We start from the raw sequence: 25,259 nt of genomic DNA, 5'->3' as shown, positions 1-25,259 counted from the left end.
TCCGGGGCGCTCAGCCGAGGGGCACGACTCGGGCCCAGTCCGGGGGGAGGTCCAGTTCGAAGTCGGGGTCGTCCTCGCCGGCGGAGAGCGGCCGGGGGAACAGGCCGATCACCGTCCGGCATGGTGGCTGCCGGGACGGCCACGGGGTCTGGCCGTCGGTCAGGACCACGATGACGTCGGGGGCCGGCCGGGTGGCCAGGGCCTTGGCGAAACCCGCGCGCAGGTCGGTGCCGCCGCCCCCGAGCAGCGGGATGCCCTCGGATTCGCAGATCTCGCCGGCGAGGTGGGCCGCGGTGTCGCAGGAGACCACGCGGACCAGGTCGCGGCGGCCGCCGACGGCCCGGGTGATCGCGGCGACCTCCAGGAGGGCGGTGCCGAGTTCGCTGTCGCTGACCGAACCCGACGTGTCGATCACCACGCTGACCCGGGGCGGGCGGCGGCGCAGGCTCGGCAGGATCACCCCGGGCAGGCTCGACGAGCGGCGGGACGGGCGGTGGTAGACGTAGTCCTCGCCGACACCCGGCGCCGACACCGCCGAACGGACCGCGTTGCCCAGCAGTTCCCGCCACGGCTGCGGCGGGTGCACCACCTTCTCCGCCCAGCGTTGCCAGCCGCCGGGGGCGTCGCCGCGACCGAGCAGACCCTGCGCCACCCGGTAGCGGACCAGCGCCCGCTCCTGCGCGTCGAGGCCGTGCGCGCCGTCCGGACCCAGCTCCCACGGCCGGGCCGAGCCGTCGGCGCCGCCACCACAGTCCAGCCAGGACAGCTGCCGGAAGTACGGGCCCATCGCGACCATGGGAAGGTACTCCTCCATGAGCTTGCCGGGGGCCAGTCCCAGCAGCTCGGGGCCGATGGCGCCGTCGGGGCGGGGCAGGCCCTCCCCGTACACATCGTCGTTGATCTCGAAATCGGCGGCGATGTTCATCCGCAGCCGGTCGCCCGGGCCGGTCAGATCCTTCTCGGCGGCCAGCCGCTCGCCCCGGCCGTGATGGTCGCGCAGCAGGTGCGAGACCTCGTGCACCCAGACGCCGGCCAGCTCGTCGACGGGCGTCGCCGCCACGAAGGCGGGGGAGATGTAGCAGCGCCAGTACCGGTCGACGGCCATCGTCGGCACCGTCCACGACAGGACCGGCTTCAGCGCGTACAACGCGGTCGCCAGATACGGGCGGGCCTCGGCGGCGAACAGTCTGGCGGCGTACAACCGCTCGGTCTCCTCCCGGGTGAACGCCGCCCGGGGCGCCCCGCCGCCGTCTCCCGAACGCCCGTCGCGGGAGGCCACCCGCGGTGAGCCGCGACCGTCCGCCGGATGCCTGGCGTGGGAGGCCGCCTGCGGTGAGCCGCGACCGTCCGCCGGACGCCTGCCGTGGGAGGCCGCCAGCGGTGAGGCGCCGTCCGCCGGACGGCCGTGGGGGATGCGGGTCTTCATCGGGCCGCCGCCACCCGCCGCCGGAGGGTCGCCACCGGGGCCAGGCGTTCCAGCTCCGCCGGGACCGGCCATTCGTCGCGGCGCAGCGCGGCCAGCGTGGAGGCCGGCACCACCACCAGGTCCGGGGCGCCGGTCTCCAGTGCCCGCACCAGCACCGCCCACGCCGCATCCCACCGGGCCCGGTCCGGCCGTTTGCGGACCGCCTCGATCACCCCGTCGAGCGTCGCCTGCCGCAGATCGCCGCGCTGCGGCAGGACGGCGGCGGCCGGGTCGGCGAGCAGCGTCTCCGGGTCGGGCAGGTCGAGCCGGTCGATGAACGCCAGCAGTTCCAGGCCGGGCCCGTCCCCGACCGTGCCGCGGACCAGCATCGACAGCACCTCCCGCGACACGCCGGCCGCCGTGGCGAACGCGACCAGCCGCAACGTCATGTCCCAGCTGCGCGGCGACGGCCACGGGCCACCACGGCGGGCCTCGCTGTCGGGCAGCCGGTGCACCAGCGTCGGCCGGGCCTCCAGAAATCCGCACACCGCCCGGCGGGCCCGCGCCACCGCGCCCGGCAGCGAATCCGGATCGAGCCGGGGCAGCACCGCCCGTGGCCAGGTGCCGTTCAGGCCGCGGACCACCACCTCGTGCTCGTACGTCCATTGCAGATGCACGAACCGGTTGGCCAGCGGCGCGCTCAGCTCCCACCCGTCGGCTGCCGACGATCGCGGGTTGGCGGCCGCCACGATCCGCACCCCCGGCGGCAGCCGCAGCGCGCCGACCCGGCGCTCCAGGACCACCCGCAGCAGCGCGGCCTGGACCGCGGGCGGGGCGGTCGACAGCTCGTCCAGGAACAGCAGGCCCTTGCCGGCGCGTACCAGCTGAACCGCCCAGTCCGGCGGCGCCATCGGGACGCCCTGTGCAGCCGGATCGTCGCCGACGACCGGCAGGCCGGCGAAGTCCGACGGCTCGTGCACGCTCGCGATCACCGTCGTCAGCGGCAGCCCGAGCCCGGTGGCGAGCTGTTCGAGGGTGGCCGTCTTGCCGATGCCGGGCTCGCCCCACAGCAGCACCGGCAGGTCGGCGGCCACCGCCAGGGTGAGGGCTTCGAGCTGGTTGTCCGGCCGGGGTTCGGTTCCGGTCGCGGTGAGCAGGGCGATCAGGTCGTCAGCGATCGGGATATTACGGTCAGAAAGCATCATAGTGGTCACCTTTGGGGAAGAGTCGGGGATGGCAGCGGCCATCAGGAGGTCAGGCAGCCCTCTTGGGGAGCCGGTGATGCCGGCCACGACGGCCGGCGCGGTCCTTGCGTGGCCCGATCGGCGCGGTCACCCCGGCCGGGACGTGCGCCGACAGCCCGGCGCGATAGAGGCGGTGCTCGATCAGGGCTTCTTCGGCATCGGTGAACGCCTCACGCAGCGCGCCGCCGGGCTCGACGCCGGGGCCGAGCAGCCCGGCGACCAGCGCGGCCGCGCCGGCATGGTCGCCGTGATCCAATCGGGTACGCACCTCGTCCAGGCATTCCGGATGCCGGGTGGCCTCGGTGACGGCCCGCAGGCAGGGCAGCGGGGGACCACCCAGGGTGGCGAGCAACTCCTCACGGCGCAGCTCGTCGTCGCCGTGATCGAGCGGCGTCAGCCTGCCGTCCACCAGGCCCAGCCGGTGCGTCTCGCCGCAGCACTCCACCAGCCGTCCCGGGGACGCCGACGGCTCCGGGGTGTCCGCCGCCGGAGCGGGCCCACGGCCGCCGCCTGAGGTCAGCGCCTCCGCCACCAGCGGGTGCAGCAGCTCGGCGGTGATCATCCCGGCCTGGAGAAGCTCCAGGTCGGGCGACATCCACATGGCCGCGTAGGGGAGGACCGGCTCACGGTTCCCCCGGCGTACGACCGTGCCGCCGCTCGCCGACAGGAGGAGGCGCCGACCGTTGCCGAGCCGCACTGCGACCGGTCCGGCGTAACCGTCGGCCGCGCGGAGGATCGCCGCTTCGGCCGTCCACCGGTGCACCGCGAACCCGCGCCCATCCGGCACGTCACCGATCCAGCCGGCCCGGCGGGCCCGGCCGTCCCGCGCCGGAGCGGCGGTCGCCGCGGAGAAGGCGTCTGGGTCGCCGGCTGTCGCGGGGAAGGTGCCGGGGTTGCCGGTCGCCGCGGGGAAGGCGTCTGGGTCGCCGGCTGCGGCGGAGAAGGCGCCCAGGACGCCGTCTGCCGCAGAGAAGACGCTCGAACCATCGACTTCGGGCTCACCGGCCAGGGCCGGGGAGGCGCTCGTGACCGCCACGGCGGCCGGCTCTCCGCCCAGCGCCGGGAGGCCGCAGCGTTCCCGCAGCTCGAAGGCTCGATCAGCGGCCCACAGATGGGGGTGCAGGTCGAGCCGGAACCGCTGGTCAGGCCGTGGCCGCGGATGCGGCCCGGCATCGGGCACGACGGGGTCCCACAGCGCAAGACTGACCCGCTGCCCGGCATCGGCCCAGCTGGGCGCGGTCCGGGCAACGAGATGCACGTGGTGTTCGCCCCAGGCATACCGGGCCAGCGACATGGTCAGCCCCGGCCGCAGAAGCCCGTCCGAGACGGTCCGCGGAAGGTGCCATCGCAGCAGGTCGGGAGCTAGCCGCCGCAGATCGGCGCGAACCAGCGCCGCGAACTCACGGCCATACCCCGACGCCACGACACGAAGGTCGAGATCCACGTCGACGTGCGCGGCAGCACACGCCCCGGCCCAGTCCCCGGCACTCCGGCGAACGGTCGCAGTTTCGATCATCGAGGCCGGCACGGCGAACTCCCGCACGCGCCGCCAACTGAGAAGACGGGCCTTCCCGTCCGCGATCAAGGAGCGCATCAGCACTCACCTTGCGCGAACGAGACCCCCGATCCACAAGCGAAGGTATCCATTGCCGGGCAGCGTACATGCTCACCCCAACCCCGCCAACCCCAAACCCCATGCCGCTTTTGTACGCCGCAAACCCTCCCCAACCGCACGATGCCGTCCCGTGGTTCCCCCGCGACGCAGGCCGACCTCCCGATCGTTCCGCGCCCGCCGGGCCGAATGCGGCCCCAACGGCTCACCCCACCCCACTCCCGCCGCCACACCGCCCCACCCACCGGGGTCGCCACCCACCGGCAGTGGTCCGGCGCTGCGCCCCACCGGCAGTGGTCCGGCGCTCCGCCCCACAGGCAGCGGGTCCGGGGCCGGGGCGGTGGCTCGGGCGGCGGTGAGGGGCCCGGGCGGTGGAGGAGCCGGCGGGTGGTGCCGCATTCGGCCCGGCGGGCGCGGAACGATCTTGCGCCGGGAGGGCGTCGCGGGGCTCGGCGGGCGTGGTGGGTGCGGTAGAGAACGGAGAGGCCCGTACCAAATGGGGAGAATGAGGTAAATGACACGATTGAGAACGGGAGCCGTGGACTGATTGCCGGGTCACCCGACGGAAGGAATGCGTAATCCTTTTCGGACGAATGAAGGGTGAATGAGGACGGGCGTGACAGCCGCGTGAAGACCGGCCGCGGACGCCTTCGGGGCGCATGAGAGCCGCTCGGTTTCGGAACGGATCATGAATGGTCCGGATAACGGTTCGGCAGCGGAGGGGGAATCGTTGTCACTTTCAGGTGATCGGAATGGCGAGAATCGATCATTTTGCGGTACCTTGAGTCCGGAAATATCCAGACATCACATAGGTTTCCCCTCGGTAAATGATCCATGTCCTGGTCATTTCGGCCCCCGGATTCGTTGATCCGGCATACCTGACTCGTTCGATCGGCTATGGGCAGGTGCGCAGAGTGCTCCGGCCCGTTACGTTAAGTGTGTGGCCAATGGTGATCTCCGTTGGTGCGAAATGCCTGTGAACTGGGACGACGACCGTTTTCCCGGATCAATGGAAGATCTGTCGCCCCGCGGTCCGTGGAATGGACACGGGGCGCTAGAAAGGTATGTGCATCCAGCGTTCCTGACAGGTCGACAACCGGCCGGCGCCGGGCGTCCATCGACGAGGGTGGTGTGATGATCCGGGTGGTTGTGGTCAGAGACGAGGGATATTTCGGTGTCCCGGTGCGCACGTTCCTCGAGACCGAACCGGACATGCATTACGTGGACACCCTGCCGCTCGCCGGTGATCTGGCCCAGCGCGCCGCGCAATTGTGGCCGGCGGTCGTGGTGATCGACACGCAGTACATGGTGAGTCAGGTCCTGCCGGTCGCCGATCAGCTGCACACCGCGGTCCCGTCGTGCTCGATGCTGCTGCTCTGCGACCCGTCGAAGCGGGGCATGCTGCCGCCCCGCCGGTGGAACGGCGGGCTGAACTTCCTGATCAAGGACGCTTCCCCGGCGATGCTGGCGGACACGGTGCGGCGCCTGGCGCGCGGCGAGCGGGTGGTGTCGCCGATGCTGCAGGCCGCCTCGCTCAACACCGACCGTGGGCTGAGCACGCGCGAGCTGGAGGTGCTGGGCCTGGCCGCCGAGGGCGAGTCGGTGAAAGAGATCGCCGGCCGTCTCTATCTGTCCGGCGGCACGGTGCGCAATTACCTTTCCGCGATCATTTCCAAGACCGGCGCGCGGAACCGGCTGGACGCGATCCGGATCGCCCGGAAGCAGGGCTGGTTGCGCTGAGCCCGGCACGGGCCGGGTAGGGTGGGAACAGATGCTGATTCATCGGCTTGACATTCCGGCGCTGCCCGTTCTTTTGCCCCTGGGCGTCCTTTTGATGGTCGTTTCCGTGGTGGTGTTGCATCGGCGCGGCGAGCTGACCGTTCCGCGGGTGGCCGTGTTCTGGCTGGCCGGGTGGTATGCGGTGGCCGTGGTCGGCGCGACCATGCTGCCGATGAGCCTGGCCTGGGGGCCGGACGCGGCGCCGCCGGACGTGTCCCGGATCCTGTGGGTGCCGATCGTCGACATGCGCAAGCGTGACTTCGTCCTCAACACGCTGATGACGGTGCCGCTGGCGACCGTGCTCTACCTGGTGTTCGGGGTGCGTGAGTGGGGCCGTGTGGTGCGCACCGGCCTGCTGCTGAGCGTGACCATCGAGCTGACCCAGCTGACCCTGCTGCTCACGCTGAACGGGATGCGCTGGGCGGACGTCCACGACGTCATGTCCAACACGTTCGGCGCCGCGTTCGGGTATGTGCTGCTCTGGCGGCTCATGCGTTACGAGCGCTTCCGCCGGCTGGTCGAGCTCGGCCGGGCCGGCCGGCCGGTCCGAGCCGGCCACGATGCCACGGCGGCAGCCCGATGAGCCGGCGGACCGGGCGGGCGGCGACCCGCTCGTAGAGGCGCCGGACCGCGTCGGCGAGGTGCCCCGCGTCGTACCGTGCCCCCGCCCTCCGGGCCGGCAGCCGGGCGCCGCGCCGTTCGGCGTGGCAGAGCAACTCGGCGCGCAGGGCTCGCGGCAGCGACTCGCGGTCCTGGGACAGCCGGTGGGTGCCGTGCACCGGCGCCCGCGCGGCGGCCCGCTCCTCGAGGGGCACGCAGGAGCCGTAGACGGCCGGCAGCCCGGCCGCCACCGCCTCCAGCGTGGCCAGGCCGAAGGCCGACTGGTCGGGTGAGGCGAAGACGTCGATCGCGCAGAGCGTCTCGCGCGGGTGCCCGACCGGGCCGGCGAACCGGACCCGCCCGGCGACGCCCACGATCTCGGCGAGCCGCTCCAGGTCGGCGCGGGCCGGGCCGTCGCCGGCCAGCAGCAGCATCGCGTCGGGCACCTCGGCGATCGCCCGGATCAGCAGGTCGACCCGCCGGTCCGGGGCGAGCCGGCCGACGCTGCCGATGACCGGCTGCTCGTCGCCGAGACCGAGGCGGGCGCGGGCGGCGGCGCGCAGGACCGGGTCGAACCGGAACTCGGCCGGGTCGATGGCCTTGGGGATGGTGACGATCCGCCGGTCCGGGACGCCGGAGGCGCGCAGCCGCTCGGCCGCCGCCCGGGACGGGGCGATGGTCATCTGGCCGAGGCGCTCGCCGAGCCGGTAGAGGGCGGACGACGGGTCGTCGAGGTGGTGCTCGGTGGCGACGATGTGCGGCACGCCGGCCAGCCGTGCGGCGATGCGGCCCTGCACGCAGGCCCGGTGCAGGTGGGTGTGGACCAGGTCGTACCGGCCGTGGCGGATCAGCCGCCGCAGGCGGAGGACGGCCGACGGGTCGTGGTCGCGGCCGCTCGGTATCCGGTGCACCGGCACGCCGATCGGGGCGGCCGCGCCGAGCGTGACGACCTCGCTGTCGTACGGCATCCGGCGCACCAGCAACCGCAATTGACTCCCGGCTCCACCCGGTTCCAGCGTGCTGATGACGTGCAGCACCCTCATCCTTTGTCCCCCGGTCGCATTCTCGACAGAACGCTTGCGACACCCGCCCTGAAGACGCTGCCGGAAAGTGCGTCGCAACGGAAGTCGCAGATGTCACGCCTAAGGCGAGAGTTTCTCGTCGTCGCTATGACATTCTCCGCCGAATGGCCATGCCGGGGCACCCGTACGGATCGCCGGAAAATGCCGATCAGTGAAGGTGAGATTTTCTCGCGTAGCGTATGACAATTGCTACTGTAATCCGCCACCGGTGACTGCAAGGCTAATTTCACTAAAGGGAGCCGCAGCGGCATTTCTCGTCCGGAAATGCATTCTCGCCGGCTCGCTTTTCCTTGTTCGGGCGACGAACCGCGGCAGGCATCGTACGAGGGGGATTCCATGCAGGTACGGCGACGAGCGTCCGGCGGCAGCAGCGCCGACGCGACTCCCGGCGACTGGCGCGGCCGGGGCCCACACCCGGTTCCGTGGTACCGCCGAACCCTGCCCGGCCGTGCGGCACGCGCGGCCGCCGACGCGGTGGCCCTGGCCGCCGCGCTGCTGATCGCGACGTTGCTGCGGCACGACGGCCACGTCGGCGAGGTCGACTTCACCGGTCTCGTGGTGCTGGCCGCGGTCGCCGCGGTCGTGCACACCGCGGCCGGCATCCACTTCGGGCTCTACACCGGGCGCTGGGCGTACGGCTGCTTCGAGGAGATCGCCGCCCTGGTGCGGACGGCGGTGGTGACCACTCCGGCCCTCTTCGCCCTGGACACCGTGCTGGGCCGTCTCGTGCCTCGCTCGGCGATCATCGCGGCCGGCCTGATCGCCCTGGTCCTGGCCGCGGGCGTGCGTTACACGGCCCGCTCGCTGCAGGACAGCCGGCTGCGCCCGTCGCCCGAGCACGGCGGCCGGGTCGTGGTGATGGGCGCCGGGGAGGGCGCCACCCAGGTGATCCGGGCGATGCTGCGCAGCCCGCGCAGCCGGTACGTCCCGGTGGCCCTGCTCGACGACGACCCGGCGAAACGCAGTTTCCGGGTGATGGGCGTGCCGGTCTGCGGCACCCGCCACGACATGGCCGACGTGGTCCGCCGGTTCAAGGCCGACGCCGTGGTCATCGCGATCCCGAGCGCCGGCGCCGACCTGATCCGGGCGCTGACCGAGCTGGCCCAGCCGCTCAACGTGGACCTCAAGGTGGTCCCGCCGGTGGTGGAGCTGTTCGGGCGTACCGTCCGGGTCGAGGACCTCCGCCCGGTCAGCCACGAGGACCTGCTCGGCCGCCGCGAGGTCGGCATCGACCTGGCCGCCGTCGCCGGCTACCTGGAGGGCCGGCGGGTGCTGGTCACCGGCGCGGGCGGCTCGATCGGCTCGGAGCTGTGCCGCCAGCTGGCCCGGTTCAACCCCGCGAAGCTGGTGATGCTGGACCGGGACGAGTCGGGGCTGCACGCCGTACAACTCTCGATCGACGGCCGCGGGCAGCTGGACGACCGCAACCTGGTCGTCGCCGACATCCGTGACCAGCAGCGCCTCGACGAGGTGTTCGCCGAGCACAAACCGCACGTCGTCTTCCACGCCGCGGCCCTCAAGCACCTGCCGCTGCTGGAGATGCACCCGTCCGAGGCGCTCAAGACGAACATCATCGGCACGTACCAGATCCTGCAGACCGCGATGCGCCACAACGTGGACCGCCTCGTCAACATCTCCACCGACAAGGCCGCGGATCCGTGCAGTGTCCTCGGCTACTCGAAACGGATCACCGAGCGGCTGACCGCGGCCGCCGACGCCGCCGCCACCGGCACCTACTGCAGCGTCCGGTTCGGCAACGTGCTCGGCTCGCGGGGTTCGGTGCTGACCGCGTTCGCCGCCCAGGTCGAGGCCGGTGGCCCGATCACCGTCACCCACCCGGACGTGACCCGCTACTTCATGACCGTCCAGGAGGCGGTGCGGCTGGTCATCCAGGCCGGCGCGCTGGAGAGCAAGGGCGAGGTGCTGATCCTCGACATGGGCGAGCCGGTACGCATCGCCGACGTCGCCAAGCGCATCGCCGACGCCGCCGACCAGCACATCCAGATCGTCTACACCGGTCTGCGGCCGGCCGAGAAGCTGGCCGAGGTGCTGCTCGGGCCGAACGAGACCGACCGCCGGCCCAACCATCCGCTGATCTCGCAGGCGCCGGTGCCCCCGCTCGACGGGGCGGTGCTGTCGCTGCTCGACCCGTCGTCGCCGCGGGAGGACCTGATCGCCGTCCTGCACTGGCTGGCCGACAGCCCCGCGCTGCCCAAGTCACCGCACCCGGTCTTCGCCGGCAAGCAGCGCCGCGCCGAGTCGGCCGCCGCCGTCCCGTACGGCACGCGCCCATGAGCCGCCGGCGCAAGGCCCGGCACGCCACCCCACCCACGAAGGAGAACACCCCCATGCGTGTCGTCATCGCCGGTCAGGGCTACGTGGGGCTGCCGCTCGCGGTCCGCGCCGCCGAGGTCGGGCACACCGTCGTCGGGTTCGACGTCGACGACGAGCGGATCAAACGCCTCGCCGCCGGTGAGTCCTACGTCGACGACATCTCCTCGGCCGACCTGCAGCGTGTGCTGGCGACCGGCTCGTTCCACCCGTCGTCGGACCCCCGCTCGTGCGCCGGCTTCGACGTGGCCGTGATCGCGGTGCCGACCCCGCTGCGTGACGGCAGCCCCGACCTCACCTACATCGAGGAGTCGGCCCGTACCCTGGCCCGCTACCTGCGGCCCGGCGCCACCGTGGCGCTGGAGTCGACCACCTACCCCGGGACCACGTCCGAGCTGGTCGCGCCGCTGCTGGAGGAGGGCTCCGGGCTGATCGCGGGCGTCGACTTCCACCTCGGCTACAGCCCCGAGCGCATCGACCCCGGCAACCGGGAGTGGAGCCTGGTCACCACGCCGAAGGTGGTGTCCGGCGTGAACCCGGCGTCGCTGGCCATGGTGCAGGCGTTCTACGCGTCGGTGGTGGAGACCACCGTGCCGGTCTCCGACCCGAAGGTCGCCGAGCTGGCCAAACTGCTCGAGAACACCTTCCGGCACGTCAACATCGCCCTGGTCAACGAGCTGGCGGTGTACGCCCACGACCTCGGCATCGACGTCTGGGAGGCGATCGGCGCGGCCAGCTCCAAGCCGTTCGGCTACATGCGGTTCGTGCCCGGCCCCGGTGTCGGCGGCCACTGCCTGCCGATCGACCCGTCCTACCTGTCGTGGCGGGTGCAGCGGACCCTCGGCCAGAGCTTCCGCTTCGTCGAGCTGGCCAACGACATCAACAACCACATGCCCGACTACGTGGTCCGACGGCTGGTGGCCGCCCTCAACAAGCGGCGCAAGGCGGTCAACGGGTCACGGATCCTGTTGCTCGGCCTGGCCTACAAGAAGAACAGCGGCGACGCCCGCGAGTCGCCCGCCCGCCGGGTCGCGTCGCTGCTGCTGGACATGGGCGCCGAGGTCGGCGCCGCCGACCCGCACGTGGTCGAGGACGCCCACGTCGACAGCCGGGTCCGGATGGTGCCGCTCACCGCCGAGCAGGTCACCGCCTCCGACGCCGTCGTGCTGCTCGCCGACCACGACGACTTCGACCTGGACCTGGTCCTGGAACACGCCTCCTACGTGCTGGACACCAGGCATCGCCTGACCGGTCCCACCGTCGAGTCTCTGTAAGAGAAGAGGTAGCCGTGCGTCTGCTCTGGAACTGTCTCAATCGGCTGACCGCCCTGGTCATGCTCGTCCTGCTCGCACCCGTGATGCTGGCCGTGGCCGCCTGGATCCGGATCGCCGACGGCAGGGGTGTCCTCTTCGTCCAGGACCGGGCCGGCAAGGACGGCGTCCCGTTCCGGATGCTGAAGTTCCGCTCGATGGTCCACGACTCGGTGGCGATGAGCGCGAAGCTCGGTATCGACGACCCGTTCGGCCTGATCGAGAACGACCCGCGGATCACCCGGTGCGGCCGGTTCCTGCGGCGCACCAGCCTCGACGAGCTGCCCCAGCTGATCAATGTGCTGCGCGGCCAGATGAACCTGGTCGGCCCCCGCCCCGACGTGCTGCCGCAGGTGGCCCGCTACTCGCCGGAGGACGCCCGCCGCCTCGAGGTGAGACCCGGCATCACCGGCTGGGCGCAGGTCAACGGCCGCGACGAGATCGACTGGGCGCAGCGGTTCGTGCTGGACCGCTGGTACGTCGACAACTGGTCGCCCGCCCTCGACCTGAAGATCCTGTGGCGGACCGCGGTCACCGTCAACCGCGACGAGCCCCCGGTCCACGTCGACCAGCTCAACGTCGCCCGCCGGCAGAAGGTCGCCGACGAGGAAGTCAGCCGTGCCGCCTGAGATCGGCTCGGAGTTCCACTGGGACCCGGCCGTCCTGCTCGATCCGGAGCGGGGCGGCCTGCCCCGCTGGCTCCCCGCCCGGCGCGAGCTGTTCGCCACCGCGTCCGGCGCGCTGAGCAGCCTGCTGAGCGCGCTCGCGCCGCCCGGCCGGCTGCACGTGCCCAGCTACTTCTGCATGGGCGTCGCCGAGTTCCTCGCCCGCCAGCTCCCGGTCGTCTTCTACCGGCACCTGCCGGAGGAGGGGCCGCGCTGGGAGACGCTGCGGGCCGCCGACGGCGACGTCGTCCTCGCCCAGAACCTCTTCGGCCGCGAGGAGGGCACCGGCTGGCACGACTGGACCCGCGCGCACCCCCGGGTGACGGTGATCGAGGACCACTCGCACGACCCGTTCAGCGACTGGGCGCGGACCAGCACCGCCGCCTACGCGGTCGCCTCGCTGCGCAAGACCCTGCCCCTCCCGGACGGCGGCCTGCTCTGGTCACCGTCCGGCCACGACCTGCCGCGGCCCTTCGGGACCGGGTCGCAGCGGGCCGCCGGGCTGAAACTCGCCGCGATGCTGCTCAAGACCGCCTGGCAGGACGGCCGGCCGATCCCCAAGGACCGCTTCCGCACCCTGCAGCAGCAGGGCGAGCAGCAGATCCTCGGCAGTGCGGCGGAGACGTCGGCGGTCACCGCGGCGTTGCTGCCCTTCCTGGACATCGAGGGGATACGGTCGTCGAGCTCACGCAACGCGCAAGAGGTGGCCACGGCGCTGGGGGACCGGGTGCTGGGTGCCGGAGGTTTCCGGGTGCAACTCGTGCTCGCCTCCGAGTCCGAGCGGGACGTGCTTCTCGCGTACCTCGCAAGGATCGGGATTTTCGCCCCTGTGCACTGGCGGCAGGACCGCGACGGGTTCTGGAGCGGCGACGAGGAGGCCGCCGCCCTGGCCGGCCGGATGCTCACGCTGCCGGTCGACCACCGCTGCGGACCGGCCGATCTCCAGCGCATCGTGGAGTCGATCGAGGGATTCGCTCGCATGGATCTTTCCGGAGCAATATGATCCGAGAGTGACTTGCCGGTCCACACGGGGTGATCAGTCCCGGAGTGATCTTGTGGGAGGTGGGCGATGACCTCCATGAGCTGGTTCGCACTGGGGATGGCCGTCTTCGGCGCCTTCAGTTACGCGACCGGGTCGATCCTCCAGGCGATCGGCGCCAAACGCAGCCACAGCACGGCCAGCACCCTGGGCCACCCGCTCTACCTGATCGGCATCGTCTTCGACATCGTCGCCTGGATCGGCGCGATCGTCGCCCTGCAGCACCTGGCCGTCTACGTCGTCGAGTCGGTCCTGGCCGGGTCGCTGGCCGTCACCGCCGTCGCCGCCTGGCTGTTCCTCGGCTCCCGGCTGCGCGGCCGTGACGTCGCCGCCATCGTCTGCACCACCGGCGCCCTCGGCGTCCTGGCCCTCTCCGCCGGCCAGCAGCACGAGATGCTGCCGTCCACCGAGGTCCGCGTCGGCCTGGCGTCGGCGCTGGTGCTGCTCTGGGCGCTCGGCTACGGCGCCACGAAGACCGGCCGCCCCGGCCTGATCGCCGTGATCGGTGGCTTCTCCCTCGGCGGCGCCGCCATCTCCGGCCGCGCCCTGCAGTTCCCCGAGGAGGAGATGCGCGAGTTCACCACCGGGGCCGTCGCGGTGGTGTCCGAGCCGGTCCTCTGGACGATGATCGCGTTCGCCCTGACCGGCATGCTGCTGTATGCGAGCGCCCTCCAGGGCGGCGAGGTCGGCCGGGTGACGGCCGTCCACTGGACCGGCGAGGTGGTCCTCCCGTCGATCATCGCCCTCACCCTGATCGGCGACACCGTCCGCCCCGGCTGGGAGCTGCCCGCCCTCGCCGCCGGCCTGGTCACCGTGGGCTCCGCGATAGTCCTGGCCTCCGCCCCCGCGGCGGTCGCCCCCGCCGGCGACGACCCGGTCCCGGCCCACCTGCACGGCGGCGCCGTGGTCGTCCCGCCCCCGAGGGCCGGCGCCCTGCTTCCCGCCGAGGCGTGGCGCCTGGCCATCCCCGCCGAGGCGTACTGGCCGGCCCTGCAGCCCCCGCTGGTCCGCGGTTACGGTTCCTTCCGCTGGTGGGGCTCACCCACCACCCCCCAGCCGCTGTGGATCCCACCCGACCGCACCCTCACCCCACCGAACGCCATCCCGGCCTGGGCCGGCCCCCAGCTGCCCGAATCCCGCACCGCCCCCGCAGACGGCCCCCAGCCGGTTCTGCACCGCCCCCGCCGCCCGGCCACCCCACGCCATGCCCTGCCGTCCCCCCGCCGCTCCGGCAGCTCCGCCGCCTGACCCGGGGCGTAGTCTCTCGCTCCGCGCTTGCGTCAGCGCCGCCGCCCGGCCCGCCTCGTCCCTCCCCTCCGCGCTTGCGTCAGCGCCGCCGCCCGGCCCGCCTCGTCCCTCCCCTCCGCGCTTGCGTCAGCGCCGCCGGCCGACCCGGCCTCGTCTCTCGCTCCGCGCTTGCGTCAGCGCCGCCGCCCACCCTGCCTCGCCCCGGCCTTCGAGGGTCCGTTCGGCTACGCCGCCCCGACCCCCGTCGTGGCCGCGTGCTCCGCTGGTCCGGCAGTTCCGCTGCCGGGCCGGCGTCCTGGCCGCGAGCCTTGTCGGTCCCGGGGTCCGCCGCCCGGTCGCGGGCTTCGTGGGATGCCAACTTTCTCGGCCGGATGTGCCGGAAACGGCCGGGTGGGTCCTGCCGCGCAGTAGCATCGGTGGCACCCGAATGCCATGGTGGTGGTCGATATGGGTCGGTATTGGTGGTCGATCGAGATTCTGGACGGGCCGTACTCGTCCGCTGCTCGATGGCGCGACACGTACCAGGAGACGATGGTTTCCGCAGCGGTCTCCTTCGGTGCCAAGGAGTGGTCCTGGCACGTGTTCGGATGGGGCGTCCTCTTCGAGATCGCCTACGACTCCGACCAGATGTGGCCCGAGTTCCTCACCTTGCCCGCCGTCCGCGCGGCGCTGGACGCGGCCCCCGACCCGGTCAACGGCCTGCTGATCTACCGCGGCCGCGGTGGCAGCGCCGGCCGGGTCCAGCCCCGGCGCCCCCGCCCGACCGCCGGCTCCGGCGCGGCCCCGCTCCCCCGTGACGAGCCCCCCGCCCGCGTGACCCTCGCCTCCACCGAGCCGGCCCCTACCACGGCCGGAGTCACCGTCTGACCTACCCGCTCAGGCCGGCCACCAGCGCTGTCCCGGCTCCGCCGAAACAGCCCCGAGCTCCGGCCGGGCCTAGTGTCCCGCTGACGGTGCGCGTTCTTCGGGTGGCCGTCGGTGCGGTGCCGTCGGGACGGTCCTGAGCGCGGGCCGGCTCTCGTGTCTCGCTGACGGTGGGCGTTCTTCGGGTGGGCGCCGGTGCGGTGCCGTCGGGACGGTCCTGAGCGCGGGCCGGCTCTCGTGTCTCGCTGACGGTGGGCGTTCTTCGGGTGGCCGCCGGTGCGGTGCCGTCAGGGCAGCCCTGAGCGCCGGCTGGGTCCGGGGTTGTCGGTGCGGGTTCGACAGTTCCGCAGGCGTGGCGGGACGGGCGGTGTGGCTGGCAGCGGTGTCTCGATGCGGTGGAGACGCCGGTGCGGGCCATGCCGGTGGAGTCGGTGCTGCGGGGAGCGTTGGGCGTCGGCCGGGTGGGTGGAGAACGGCCGCCGCCGCGGGAGGAGGAGGGCGACGGCCGTTCGGTCCGGGGGGAAGGTGTGGGCTACGGGACGGTGATGGTCAGGTTGGCTACGTAACCGGCGGAGACCGAGCCGGTCACGGTGGCCATCTGGGTGGCGGCCAGGTCGTCGCCGAAGACCATGTCACTGGCCAGGGTGATGCGGCTCAGGTTGGTGACGCTCTGCGCGTAGCCGGTGGCGCCCGCGTAGACGGCGCGGGAGACCGATTCCGGCAGCGCGATCTGGGATGTCTTCCTGATCGGCCCGGAGGCGCTGGTCGCCGCGGCCAGGGACGAGTACACCTCGAAGTGGATGTGCGGCCACCGGCCCGCGTAGCAGCCGGGGTAGATGCTGGTGAACGTCACCGTGCCGGACGAGTTGGTCACCTGGATGCCGCGCAGGTAGTTCTGGTTGGTCACGCCCGAGGAGTAGAGCGAGTACCGTCCGGCCCGGTCGCAGTGCCAGGCGTAGATCGCCGCGCCCACGGTCGGGGTGCACGCCGAGTTGAGCACGGTGAGCGAGAACTGCAGCGGCACGCCGGGCGCGGTGGTCGTCGAGGTGCCGAACGACGACCGGATGTCGCTGCGCACGATTCCGGACAGCACGCGGACGTTGGGCCCGTTGGAGCCGTCCGCCGGGTACGGTCCGGCGGTCTCCGAGTCGACCTCGGCCGCGCACGCCGCGAGCGCCGGGTCGGCGGATCCGCCGAGCAGCGCGCCGCCGGCCACGGCCAGGGCCCCGGCGCCGCCGACCGCGGTCAGCATGCGGCGCCGGGTCATCACCGGTAGGTCGTAGGCGAGCCCTTTGTCGTGCACCTCGCGCACGAACGCCTCGTTGTCCTGCATGGTTTCCTCCTTCTGCCGTTGGGGGAGACCGCAGCAAAACATTGAAGCCTATGAATGACCTGTGGTTGATCTCCGGCCGGTCATACCGGCTGGGTCATCTCCCGGGCGGGCTACGCGGTGTGGGGCAGGATCGCGTGGCCGGTGGTCACCTGGCCGGCGTCGCTCCGGCGGCGGGCGCGGCTCCAGCGGCGGGCGCTGAGCGTCCACCGGAGCAGGACCCGCGGGATCGACGTCTGTGTCGCCATGTGCAGCAGGTACCGCCAGGTCGGGTACTCGCCGCGCCGGTTCGACAGGGCGTACGAGAACCGGCCGGCCGGCAGATGGGCGTACTCCGGCATCCTCTCGAACCACGCGCTGCTCGCTCGCGCCGCCCGCTGCAACGGCGCCATCGCGGCCTTGCGCCGGTGCTCGTAGCGTTCCAGGGCCACCGCCAGCTCGTCTCCGGAGGCGACCGCGTCGGCCAGCGCCATCGCGTCCTGCATGGCCAGCTTGGTGCCGGAGCCGATCGCGAAGTGGGTGGTGTGCGCGGAGTCGCCCATCAGCACCACGTTGCCGTGGTCCCAGCGCTGCGCGGTGACCCGGTGGAAGCTCTGCCAGCCGGTACGCCCGACCTCGGCCCGATGGTCGATGAGCGGCGCCCCGTCCAGGTGGGCGGCGAAGATCTGCCGCAGCCGCTCGGCGCCGTCGTGCGCGCCGAGGGTGTCGAAGCCCAGCTCGGACCACGTCTGCGGGGTGCACTCGACGATGAAGGTGCTGGTCTCGTCGTTGAACGGGTAGGCGTGGAACCAGATCCACCCGGCCGGGGTCTGCTCGAACCCGAAGGTGAACGTGTCGAACACCTTGGGCGTGCCCAGCCAGATGTACTTGTTGCGGGCCACCTCCACCTCGGCGCCGAAGTGCTCGGCGTGCGCCTGCCGGATCCGGCTGCGCGCCCCGTCACAGGCCACCACCAGGTCGGACGGCGGCAGATCGGCGAGGTCGGTGAGCTCGTCGGACCACGTGATGGTCACGCCCAGCTCGACGGCCCGGGCGGAGAGGATCTCCAGCAGCTTGTGGCGGCCCAGGCTGAACCCGTACCCCGCCAGATGGGTGGTGGGTTTGCCGGTGGCCCGGACCTCGTACTCGTCCCACTTGCGGGCGGCCTCCCAGATCCGCTCGGCGCTGACCGGGTCGTACCGGAACAGGTCGTCGAGCAGGTCGTCCCAGAAGACCACACCCCAGCCCCAGGTGACGCCGGCCGGGTTGCGCTCGATCACGGTGACCTCGTTGCCGGGGTCGGCGAGCTTCGCGAGCGTGGCGAAGTACAGTCCGGCCGGTCCTCCGCCGACACAGGTGATCCGCATGACGCCGGGCTCCTAACGGTAGGCGGGGAAGGTGGTGGTCAGGTCGGCCGGGTCGGCGTCCGGGCGGCGTTCGCGGACCAGCCTCTCGTAGACGGGCGGGTCGGCGACCACCCGCCAGGTGTGGAAGGCGTGCCGGCTCGGGGAGAACCCGGCCTTGTACGAGAACAGCGAGTCGTTCGCCCCGCCCTTGCCGCCACCGAGGTGGAACACCCGGTCGCCGCGGGCCTTGCACCAGCGGCGCACCGAGTCGTAGAGCAACTCGTCGGCGTACCGTTTCGGGGCGCGACGGGTCGACGACACGTATCCGGTGGCGATCCCGTCGTACGAGAAGAAGGTGTTGCCCCCGACCACCTCGCCGTCCTCCAGCGCCACCACCAGGTGCATCTTGTCGCCGACGGCGTCGTGCAGCGCCTGCAGGTGGTCACGGGTGAAGAAGTAGTACGAGGTGGCGCCGACCCGCCGCATGTTGTCGTGGTAGACCTCGACCCATTCGCCGAGCCGGTCCCAGTCGTCGAACACGATCTCGGTGCCGGCCCGCTTGGCCCGGTTGATGTGGTTGCGATGGTCGGCGCGGGTCTGCTTCCACATCTCGTCCTCGGAGACGGTCAGGTCCATCGACACGGTCTCGCCGTGATACACGAGCGTGCCGTGGGAGGCGACCACCGGCGCGGCGAGCAGCGGGTGCAGCCGGACGAACGCGGACACGATGCCGACCTCGCGGAGGGTCTGCACCATCGCGGCGCAGGCCTGCTCCCAGAAGACGCGATCCCTCGTGGACGCGACCGGGCCCGGGTAGCCGTACGGTGAGATCGCGTCCTTGAGGCCGGTGCCCGGGATGTCCCGCAGGATGAGCGGGATCAGCAACCACCGCCCCTCTCGCTCGTAGTGGAACGCGGCGGGCTCGCCGCCGTAGAGCCGGGCGTCGAGGACGACGTAGTCCGGCACGTGGTACATGTCGTGGCTGACCTGCTGGAGCGTCTCCTTCCACTCGCGTGCCGCCGGTTCCAGCAGCGATGCCGTCATATCCGGTGTCCCCTTCCGAGGCTCAGGCCCGCAGCAGGCGGGCGTTGAGCGCCATGTTCGCGGCGAACTGATCGTTCACCACCTGGTGTCTCTCCAGCCGCAGTTGCACGGCCGGGTCGTAGCGGCCCAGCTTGACGAATCCGTCGGACCACCAGCCGTTGTCCGTCCCGGTGCCGTCCACGTAGGCGTGGTACGTGGTCCCGCCCGGCCAGATGACCTTGGTGAGCAGCGACGAGAACGCCGCCACGTCCGCCGCCGACCAGCCCTGGTTGCGGTCCCGGGCCTCGACCACGTACGTGACCACCCCGTTGCCGTGGCCGACGTCCTGGCCGGGCCGTTTCGCCGAGTCCCACTCGTCGCTCCAGAACCAGGCGGTCGGCTCGGCCGGGTTGCGGCGCAGCTGCCCGCGCAGCTGGGTGCTGATGTGGTCGACGACGGTGTTGCAGTGCGCCTTGCGGGACTGGTCGGCGGTCAGGTGCGCGATGTTCATGGCGATCAGCGCCCAGTGCGCGGCCATGTGGGTGCGCTCCCGGTAGACGTAGCTCTTCGTCCCGCGGGTGAACCACTTGTCGAAGACGTTGCTCTCGGCGAACGCCAGCAGCCGCTGATAGCGGGCCCGGTAGCCGCTGTCGGTGAGGTCCTTCATGGCCATCAGCAGGTTGGTGCCGTACCGCCACAGATAGGACTCGTAGAGCGGCACCTCGTCGCCGCCCCCGCCGGCCCGGCTCGACGCCCACCCCCGGTACCGGTCGCGGAACGAGCTTCTCGCCAGCGACGCCGACGGGACCGAGGTGGCGACCACGTTCTCCATCCAGGTCAGGCCACGGTCGAGGAAGCGGTGCTGGCCGGTGGCCCGGAACATGGCGGTGCACGCGTCGATGTCGTACGCCAGGTCGTAGTGGTCCCGGCTGTCCTGGGACCGGCTCAGCGGCGTCGCGTTCCCCAGCGCGAAGTCCCAGCTCTTCATGAAGATCCCGGTCCAGTACGCGACCGGCTTGATCTTCGACACCTCCTCGACCGCGGGCGGGCTCGCCGGCATCGGCTCGCGGACCTCGGGCACCTCCTCGCCGGAGTCGCCGCGGACCAGGTGCAGCCCGGTCGCGCCGGCGATCAGCGCCCCGCCCAGCCCGGCGGCCAGGATCGTGCGCCGCTTCATCGCGCCATCACCGGCGCCCGGTCGGCGGACCGCGCCGGGACGAGCGCGGCGGCCGCGGCCAGACCGGCGAACATCCAGGCCAGCCGGGAGTCGTAGTAGTCGCCGGAGAACAGCCCGGACAGCGCCACGAAGACGGTCGCAGCCACCGCCAGGCCGGTCAGCTGGGGACGCTCGCCGCCGCCCCGGACGATCCGGGTCCACAGCACGATCGAGGTGGTGAGCAGGCCGAGCCCGGCCAGGCCACCCTCGGCGGCGACCGCCAGCACGTAGTTGTGCGGATACTCGACGGCCTGGTTGACGCCGATCAGGCCGTAGAAGCCGTCCACACCGGAGCCGGCGATCGGATAGTCGATGAACATGTCGGCGGCGGCCATCCAGATGTCGGTCCGCCCGGAGAGATATTGTTCCTGCACGGTCTGTTCAACGAATCGCTCCTGGAAGAGATCGGTGAACTCCGGCGGGGCGAGAGCCCAGACGGCGCCGGCTGCGACCACCGCCACCAGCCCGGCCGCCGCGATCGCCGCGCCGCTCAGCCGGTGCCGCAGCTTGAGCAGCGCCGCGAAACCGACCACACCGCCGGCCAGCAGCGTGCCCCGCGACCCGGACAGCACCGTGGCGAGCAGGAAGAGCGGGATCACCAGCAGCGGCACGACCCGCCCGGTCAGCATGAACAGGGCGACCGCGCTGATCACCCCGAGCACCTCGATGCGGGCGAAGACGTTCGGGCCGCCGCCGAAGGCCGAGTACCGGCCCTGCTCGCCGGGCCCGCTGACGAAGATGGCGGCCAGCGCGTAGACGATCGCCGCGACGAAGAACAGCTGGAAGGTGAACCGGACGACCCGCTCCGGGCCGGACAGCGAGTACCGGTAGAACGCCACCACCAGCACCCCGAGCAGCACCAGGTCCACGGTCTGCGGGCCGACCCGGGCGGCCGGCGGCGCCCACAGCGAGGACGCGATCTGGAAGAGGAAGAACAGCAGGGCCGCGACCAGCCAGCCCTCTCGGTCGACTGTCGCCCGCTCCTTGAAACCGGCCGAGATCCCGAGGACCACCAGCGCCACGACCAGGCCGATCACCCGCAGATCCACCCAGGCCAGGTCGAGCAGGCCGGCCCGGTCCAGGGTGTAGCGCCCGCCGATCGCGACGAGGATCAGCAGCAGGCCGGGCGCCAGGAAGGCCCTCTTCACCGCCGGCCCACGATCCGGCTCGCCGCCATCGCGAAGACCAGGCAGGCGCCGTACCCGGCGAGCGACCCGTAGGCCGCGCCGAGGATCCCGAGCCGGGGGATCAGCAGCAGGTACGCGGCGAAGCTCACCACGAACCCGGCGATCTCGGCGGCCGACACGAGACCGCCGTGCCCCTTGGCGATCAGCAGGCCCAGGCTGATCCGGGAGACCGCGTACAGGCCGGCCGCGGCCACCAGCGGCAGCACGATCACCTTGGCGTCCGCGTACTCGTGACCGAAGAGCGGCTCGATCAGCAGGTACAGGCCGCCGGCCACCAGCGGCACCACCACCAGCACGTAGACCGCGGCGGCCGCGATGATCGGCGCGGCTCGCAGGGCGCCGTCGTTGTGCGAGGCCCGCCATCGGCCGAGACGCGAGTCGGCGTACGCCCGGATCGGCCACGCCAGCAGCTCGGTCATGGTCGCCACCGAGGTGTAGTGGCCGAGCGCCGCGGTCGACGCCAGCGCCGGGATGACCAGCCGGTCCACCCGCAGCATCGCCATGTTCGACAGCGCGGCGGGGAAGAGCGCCAGCCCCTCCCGCCGGACCTGGCGGTTCTGCTCCGGCCGGACCGGGCCGGCGTCCGCGACGACCGGCAGCCGCAGCCAGATCACCAGGTAGACGACGGTCGGTGTGGCCCCGGCGATCAGGTAGGCCAGGAACCACCACTCCGGGTGGCTGGCGTGACCCGCGTAGAGGGCGACCAGCATGGTGAACAGCAGCAGCGCCTCGACCACCCGGGCCACCAGGAAGTCCCGGACCCGGCCCACCGCGATGGCGATCGACCGGGTGGCCAGGCTGGTCGCCTCGATCAGGGCGAACCAGGCGAGCATCGCGACGATCAGCGGGCCCGGCGTGAGCCGCGCGGGCGCGGCCAGCTGCCAGATCACCGCGCCGGCGAGAAACAGCAGGCAGGGTACGGCGAGCAGGCGCGCGTAGGCACGGACGGCGGGAGCCGGCGACACGTTGTGGTAGGCCGCCACGAAACTGCGCTCGGTGCCCAGCAGCAGCAACTGGGTGGCCAGGTAGACCACCTGCAGCAGCAGCGCGACCTCACCCCGGTTGGCCGGGCTCAGCGACCGGACCATCAGGATGTTCGCGGCCATCGCCACCGCGCCGGTCAGCACCTGCGAGGCGAGCAGCTGGACGGACGGTTCCCGCAGCACCCGCCCGGCGAGAGCGATCGGACCGGCCTCCCGGATCCCGATCCGTAGGTCACTCACTGCGCTGCTGCTCCTCGTCGGCGTCGTCGTCGGCGCCGGTGCGCTGGGCCGGCACTTCGGGGGCCTGCTCGTCGTCGCTGTCGGCCACCTTGGCCCGGCCGCGCGCGGTCCCGACCACCGGCAGCGACACGAACGTGTCGTCGAGCCGCGGCGACTGGGTCGGGTCCAGCCCGAAGACCAGGTCGGGGCTGTCCGCGCCGGTGCTCACCTCGGCCGGGCCGTGCCACGTGCCGTTCGCCGGCAGCTTGCGCGGCAGCGCGTTCAGCACCGCGCCGGCCAGCCTCGCGCCGACCCGCTGGAGCAGGTCGATCGACTTCTCCACGTCGGCGGTCCGGGTCCGCCCGGCGCGCACCACCAGCAGCGCGCTGTCGGTGACCCGGCCGATCACCGTCGCGTCGGCCACACCCTGCAGCGCGGGGGCGTCGACGAGCACGATGTCGTAGCGTTCGGTGAGGGTCCGTACGGTCGCGCCCAGCCGGGGCGAGGCCAGCAGCTCACCAGGGTCGGGCGCGTGCTCCCCGGCGGGCAGCACGGTCACCCGGCCGCCGAGCGAGTCCTGCAGCACGTCCGGCATCCGCGCCGTGCCGGCCAGCACCTCGGCCAGGCCGGGCGAGGCGTCCAGCGACAGGTACCGGCCGATCCCCGGGGTCCGCATGTTGGCGTCGACCAGCACCACCCGGGCGCCGGTCTCGGCGATCGCTATGGCCAGGCCGCAGGTGACCGCGGTGGTGCCCTCCTTGCGGCCGGAGCCGGTCAGCAGCAGCGAGCGGCCTCGCGCCGGAACCGCCGGGGCCGGCTGCTCGGCCAGCGCCGGCAGCAGGCTGCGCAGCCGGCGGAACGCCTCGGCGAGCGCCTGGTCCGGATGCCCGCCGCGGGAACGGCCGCCGATCGAGATCGTGCCGACCGCGTCGAGGCCGAGCCGGCGCAGGTCGTCCTCGTCGGCGACGGTCCGGCCGGTGGCCTCCTTCGCGGCGACCGCGGCCGCCCCGATCAGCAGCCCCAGCACCGCGGCGAAACCGGTGTTGCGGGCCAGGTCGACCGGCTCCTCGACGGTGACCGCGTCCTGCACGATCGACACCTGGGTGGCCGGGCCGGCGTCCGGGTCGGCCGGCGCGCCGATCTGGCGGGCCAGCCCGACCAGCACCGACGCGGCCGTCGTCACGATCTGTTCGCTGCGGCCGGCGTCGCTGTCGACGGCCGCGATCTCCAGCAGGTCGGTGCCCTCCCGGATCTGCGCGGACAGGCTCGTCTGCACCTGCTCGACGGTGACGTCCGGGCCGAGCCGGTCGACCACGGCCTGCGCCACCCGCGGGCCGGTCAGCAGCGCGATGTACGAGTTGAGCCGTCGCGCCCCCGAGTCCGGGTCGGCGTTGCCCGAGCTGACGTAGAGCACCATCGACGACCGGTGGCCCGGCGACCCGGAGAGGGCCAGCCCGGCCGCGACACCGGCCGCGAGCAGCACCGGCAGCAGCAGCCAGAGCCATCGGCGGCGGCAGGCCCGGACGTACGCACGCAGTTCCACGGTGGTTCCCCCGCAATCACGTCAGGAATGGGCCGGCTCGGTGGCGTACCGGGCCGACCGGTTGAGCACGGCCTCGAACTTCTCGAAGAGCAGGTCGCGGGAGAACCGCTCCACGGCGAGCCGGTGTGCGGCGTCCCGCGCCTGTTTCAGCCACACCTCGTCGCGCAGATGCCGGCCCAGCGCGGCCCCGGCGGACTCGGTGTCGACGGGGTCCAGCACCAGGCCGGCCCCGGTCTCGCGGAGCAGGTCGGCCTGCCAGCCGCCGTAGTTGATGGCGATCGGCCGGGACGCGGCCAGGGCGTCGAAGAACTTGTTCGCCGAGTTGTCCCAGAGGCCGCGGATCGGCCGGACCGTGCTGCTGGACATGGTGGCCGCGCCGAGGATCAGCGGCAGCCGCGACTTCGGCACCTTCTCCCACATGTGCACGACCCGGTCGAGCAGGCCCAGCTCGGCGGCGAGCGCCCGGGTCGGCTCCCACTCCTTGCCGTGCCCGACGATCAGCAGCCGCAGGTCCGGGTCGACCCGGGTGGCCGTGTGCAGCGCGCGGACCAGGTAGTCGACGCCGTTCACCGCGCCCAGGGCGCCGGTGTAGACGATCAGCGGACGATCACCGAGCCAGTCGTGGGCGGCACGGAACCGCCGTACCTCCTCGGGATCCGTCCGGAAGAGGTCGAGATCCGCGGCGTTCGGGATGACCGTGGTGGGGGTGCCGGGCCGGCGGGCGGTGACGCCCGCGGCCATGCCGGGGGAGAGGGCGATGACCTCCTCGGCGTTGCGGTAGGCGAAGCTCGCCAGGCCACCGGCCGCCCGGCGCATCACCGGGTTGCGCAGCGCGCCCATCTCGATCGGCACCTCGGGCCACAGGTCGCGCACCTCGAAGACGAACGGCACCCGGCGCAGCTTCGCGGCGATCACGCCGGGCACCGCCACGGTCAGCGGCGTGCTGGTCGCGAAGACCAGGTCGGCGCGCAGTCTCGTGGCCTTCGCGGCAGCCAGCACCATGAACTCGGCGAAGGCCCGCAGGCGCCGGGCATAGGACATGCTGTTGTGGTACGGCACCCGGAACCAGTGGACGGTCACGCCGTCCTCCACTGTCGTGGTCCAGCCGAGCTTGCGTGCCCCCGGGGTGATGTCGGTGGTGATCACGTCGACCGTGTGCCCGCGGGCGACCAGCCGGCGGGCCTGCTCGTACGAGCGGATCCCCCCGGTCATCTGCGGGTTGCAGTAGTACTGGTGGATGTAGACGATGTGCAT

At 72.3% G+C, this 25,259-nt stretch carries 20 protein-coding genes; 8 read left to right on the top strand and 12 right to left on the bottom strand.

Annotated elements, in window-relative coordinates; all coding sequences use genetic code 11:
* Positions 1-10: 10 nt before the first annotated feature.
* The 3 genes from BM290_RS01745 to BM290_RS49430 are packed head-to-tail and all read right to left on the bottom strand — an operon-like array spanning position 11 to position 4,243.
* A complete protein-coding gene (locus BM290_RS01745) occupies positions 11-1,426 on the bottom strand; it encodes a vWA domain-containing protein (RefSeq protein ID WP_093609204.1) in 1,416 nt (471 codons plus the stop codon).
* Complete coding sequence (locus BM290_RS01740; RefSeq protein ID WP_203779115.1) at positions 1,423-2,610, bottom strand: AAA family ATPase; 1,188 nt, start codon at positions 2,608-2,610, stop codon at positions 1,423-1,425. Before BM290_RS01740 ends, BM290_RS01745 begins: the two co-directional genes overlap by 4 nt.
* Positions 2,611-2,659: 49 nt before the next feature.
* Positions 2,660-4,243 carry a hypothetical protein gene (locus BM290_RS49430; protein ID WP_239143312.1) on the bottom strand — a complete coding sequence of 528 codons (1,584 nt, stop codon included), beginning with the start codon at positions 4,241-4,243 and terminating at the stop codon, positions 2,660-2,662.
* Positions 4,244-5,395: 1,152 nt separating this feature from the next.
* On the opposite strand from BM290_RS49430, the gene BM290_RS01730 reads away from it, so the two are divergent.
* Positions 5,396-6,001, top strand: a complete 606-nt coding sequence (locus BM290_RS01730; protein WP_093609202.1) for a response regulator transcription factor — start codon at positions 5,396-5,398, stop codon at positions 5,999-6,001.
* Between the two features lie 106 nt (positions 6,002-6,107).
* On the top strand, positions 6,108-6,623 hold the full coding sequence (locus BM290_RS01725; RefSeq protein WP_239143313.1) for a VanZ family protein: 516 nt from the start codon (positions 6,108-6,110) through the stop codon (positions 6,621-6,623).
* On the opposite strand, the gene BM290_RS01720 is transcribed toward BM290_RS01725, so the two are convergent.
* Positions 6,529-7,683, bottom strand: a complete 1,155-nt coding sequence (locus BM290_RS01720; protein WP_093609198.1) for a glycosyltransferase — start codon at positions 7,681-7,683, stop codon at positions 6,529-6,531. The genes BM290_RS01725 and BM290_RS01720 overlap by 95 nt on opposite strands.
* Before the next feature lie 375 nt (positions 7,684-8,058).
* On the opposite strand from BM290_RS01720, the gene BM290_RS01715 reads away from it, so the two are divergent.
* From BM290_RS01715 to BM290_RS48025, 6 genes are all read left to right on the top strand, one after another.
* Complete coding sequence (locus BM290_RS01715) at positions 8,059-10,017, top strand: nucleoside-diphosphate sugar epimerase/dehydratase (protein WP_093609196.1); 1,959 nt, start codon at positions 8,059-8,061, stop codon at positions 10,015-10,017.
* A gap of 53 nt (positions 10,018-10,070) precedes the next feature.
* Positions 10,071-11,327 (top strand): nucleotide sugar dehydrogenase, encoded by a 1,257-nt coding sequence (locus BM290_RS01710; RefSeq protein ID WP_093609862.1) that lies wholly within the window; start codon positions 10,071-10,073, stop codon positions 11,325-11,327.
* Positions 11,328-11,341: 14 nt separating this feature from the next.
* The gene (locus BM290_RS01705; protein ID WP_239143315.1) at positions 11,342-11,992 is read left to right on the top strand and encodes a sugar transferase; all 651 of its coding nucleotides are present in this window, start codon (positions 11,342-11,344) and stop codon (positions 11,990-11,992) included.
* Positions 11,982-13,031 (top strand): hypothetical protein, encoded by a 1,050-nt coding sequence (locus BM290_RS01700; protein ID WP_093609194.1) that lies wholly within the window; start codon positions 11,982-11,984, stop codon positions 13,029-13,031. The genes BM290_RS01705 and BM290_RS01700 overlap by 11 nt, the downstream gene beginning before the upstream one ends.
* Positions 13,032-13,106: 75 nt before the next feature.
* Complete coding sequence (locus BM290_RS01695; protein ID WP_239143316.1) at positions 13,107-14,315, top strand: hypothetical protein; 1,209 nt, start codon at positions 13,107-13,109, stop codon at positions 14,313-14,315.
* Between the two features lie 447 nt (positions 14,316-14,762).
* Complete coding sequence (locus tag BM290_RS48025) at positions 14,763-15,182, top strand: hypothetical protein (protein WP_177319532.1); 420 nt, start codon at positions 14,763-14,765, stop codon at positions 15,180-15,182.
* Between the two features lie 529 nt (positions 15,183-15,711).
* On the opposite strand, the gene BM290_RS01690 is transcribed toward BM290_RS48025, so the two are convergent.
* The 8 genes from BM290_RS01690 to BM290_RS01660 all read right to left on the bottom strand — a co-directional run bounded on the left by BM290_RS01690 (position 15,712) and on the right by BM290_RS01660 (position 25,259).
* Entirely contained in the window at positions 15,712-16,512 is an 801-nt protein-coding gene (locus tag BM290_RS01690; RefSeq protein WP_093609190.1) for an intradiol ring-cleavage dioxygenase, read from the bottom strand.
* Positions 16,513-16,622: 110 nt separating this feature from the next.
* A complete protein-coding gene (locus BM290_RS01685; protein ID WP_093609188.1) occupies positions 16,623-17,855 on the bottom strand; it encodes an FAD-dependent monooxygenase in 1,233 nt (410 codons plus the stop codon).
* 12 nt (positions 17,856-17,867) lie between these two features.
* A complete protein-coding gene (locus tag BM290_RS01680) occupies positions 17,868-18,878 on the bottom strand; it encodes a GNAT family N-acetyltransferase (RefSeq protein WP_093609186.1) in 1,011 nt (336 codons plus the stop codon).
* 22 nt (positions 18,879-18,900) lie between these two features.
* Positions 18,901-20,034, bottom strand: a complete 1,134-nt coding sequence (locus tag BM290_RS01675; protein ID WP_093609184.1) for a hypothetical protein — start codon at positions 20,032-20,034, stop codon at positions 18,901-18,903.
* Positions 20,031-21,221, bottom strand: a complete 1,191-nt coding sequence (locus BM290_RS01670) for an O-antigen ligase family protein (protein ID WP_239143318.1) — start codon at positions 21,219-21,221, stop codon at positions 20,031-20,033. Before BM290_RS01670 ends, BM290_RS01675 begins: the two co-directional genes overlap by 4 nt.
* Positions 21,218-22,483, bottom strand: a complete 1,266-nt coding sequence (locus BM290_RS49425; protein WP_239143319.1) for a lipopolysaccharide biosynthesis protein — start codon at positions 22,481-22,483, stop codon at positions 21,218-21,220. Before BM290_RS49425 ends, BM290_RS01670 begins: the two co-directional genes overlap by 4 nt.
* Entirely contained in the window at positions 22,476-24,005 is a 1,530-nt protein-coding gene (locus BM290_RS01665) for a tyrosine-protein kinase domain-containing protein (protein ID WP_093609180.1), read from the bottom strand. Before BM290_RS01665 ends, BM290_RS49425 begins: the two co-directional genes overlap by 8 nt.
* A gap of 21 nt (positions 24,006-24,026) precedes the next feature.
* Complete coding sequence (locus BM290_RS01660; RefSeq protein WP_093609178.1) at positions 24,027-25,259, bottom strand: glycosyltransferase family 4 protein; 1,233 nt, start codon at positions 25,257-25,259, stop codon at positions 24,027-24,029.

Origin of the sequence: Actinoplanes philippinensis, from assembly GCF_900113015.1 — a bacterium.
Taxonomy (GTDB): Bacteria; Actinomycetota; Actinomycetes; order Mycobacteriales; family Micromonosporaceae; genus Actinoplanes; species Actinoplanes philippinensis.
The sequence above is the reverse complement of the archived record's forward strand: the minus strand, read 5'-3'. Positions and strand labels throughout refer to the sequence as shown.

Bases quoted from the DNA above. Each gene is read 5' to 3' on its own strand.
- BM290_RS01675 (WP_093609184.1), bottom strand. From the start codon at position 20,034: ATGAAGCGGCGCACGATCCTGGCCGCCGGGCTGGGCGGGGCGCTGATC.
- BM290_RS01685 (WP_093609188.1), bottom strand. From the start codon at position 17,855: ATGCGGATCACCTGTGTCGGCGGAGGACCGGCCGGACTGTACTTCGCC.
- BM290_RS01740 (WP_203779115.1), bottom strand. From the start codon at position 2,610: ATGATGCTTTCTGACCGTAATATCCCGATCGCTGACGACCTGATCGCC.
- BM290_RS01730 (WP_093609202.1), top strand. From the start codon at position 5,396: ATGATCCGGGTGGTTGTGGTCAGAGACGAGGGATATTTCGGTGTCCCG.
- BM290_RS01695 (WP_239143316.1), top strand. From the start codon at position 13,107: ATGAGCTGGTTCGCACTGGGGATGGCCGTCTTCGGCGCCTTCAGTTAC.
- BM290_RS01680 (WP_093609186.1), bottom strand. From the start codon at position 18,878: ATGACGGCATCGCTGCTGGAACCGGCGGCACGCGAGTGGAAGGAGACG.
- BM290_RS49430 (WP_239143312.1), bottom strand. From the start codon at position 4,243: ATGCGCTCCTTGATCGCGGACGGGAAGGCCCGTCTTCTCAGTTGGCGG.
- BM290_RS01690 (WP_093609190.1), bottom strand. From the start codon at position 16,512: ATGCAGGACAACGAGGCGTTCGTGCGCGAGGTGCACGACAAAGGGCTC.
- BM290_RS01720 (WP_093609198.1), bottom strand. From the start codon at position 7,683: ATGAGGGTGCTGCACGTCATCAGCACGCTGGAACCGGGTGGAGCCGGG.
- BM290_RS01715 (WP_093609196.1), top strand. From the start codon at position 8,059: ATGCAGGTACGGCGACGAGCGTCCGGCGGCAGCAGCGCCGACGCGACT.
- BM290_RS01745 (WP_093609204.1), bottom strand. From the start codon at position 1,426: ATGAAGACCCGCATCCCCCACGGCCGTCCGGCGGACGGCGCCTCACCG.
- BM290_RS01710 (WP_093609862.1), top strand. From the start codon at position 10,071: ATGCGTGTCGTCATCGCCGGTCAGGGCTACGTGGGGCTGCCGCTCGCG.
- BM290_RS01660 (WP_093609178.1), bottom strand. From the start codon at position 25,259: ATGCACATCGTCTACATCCACCAGTACTACTGCAACCCGCAGATGACC.
- BM290_RS48025 (WP_177319532.1), top strand. From the start codon at position 14,763: ATGGGTCGGTATTGGTGGTCGATCGAGATTCTGGACGGGCCGTACTCG.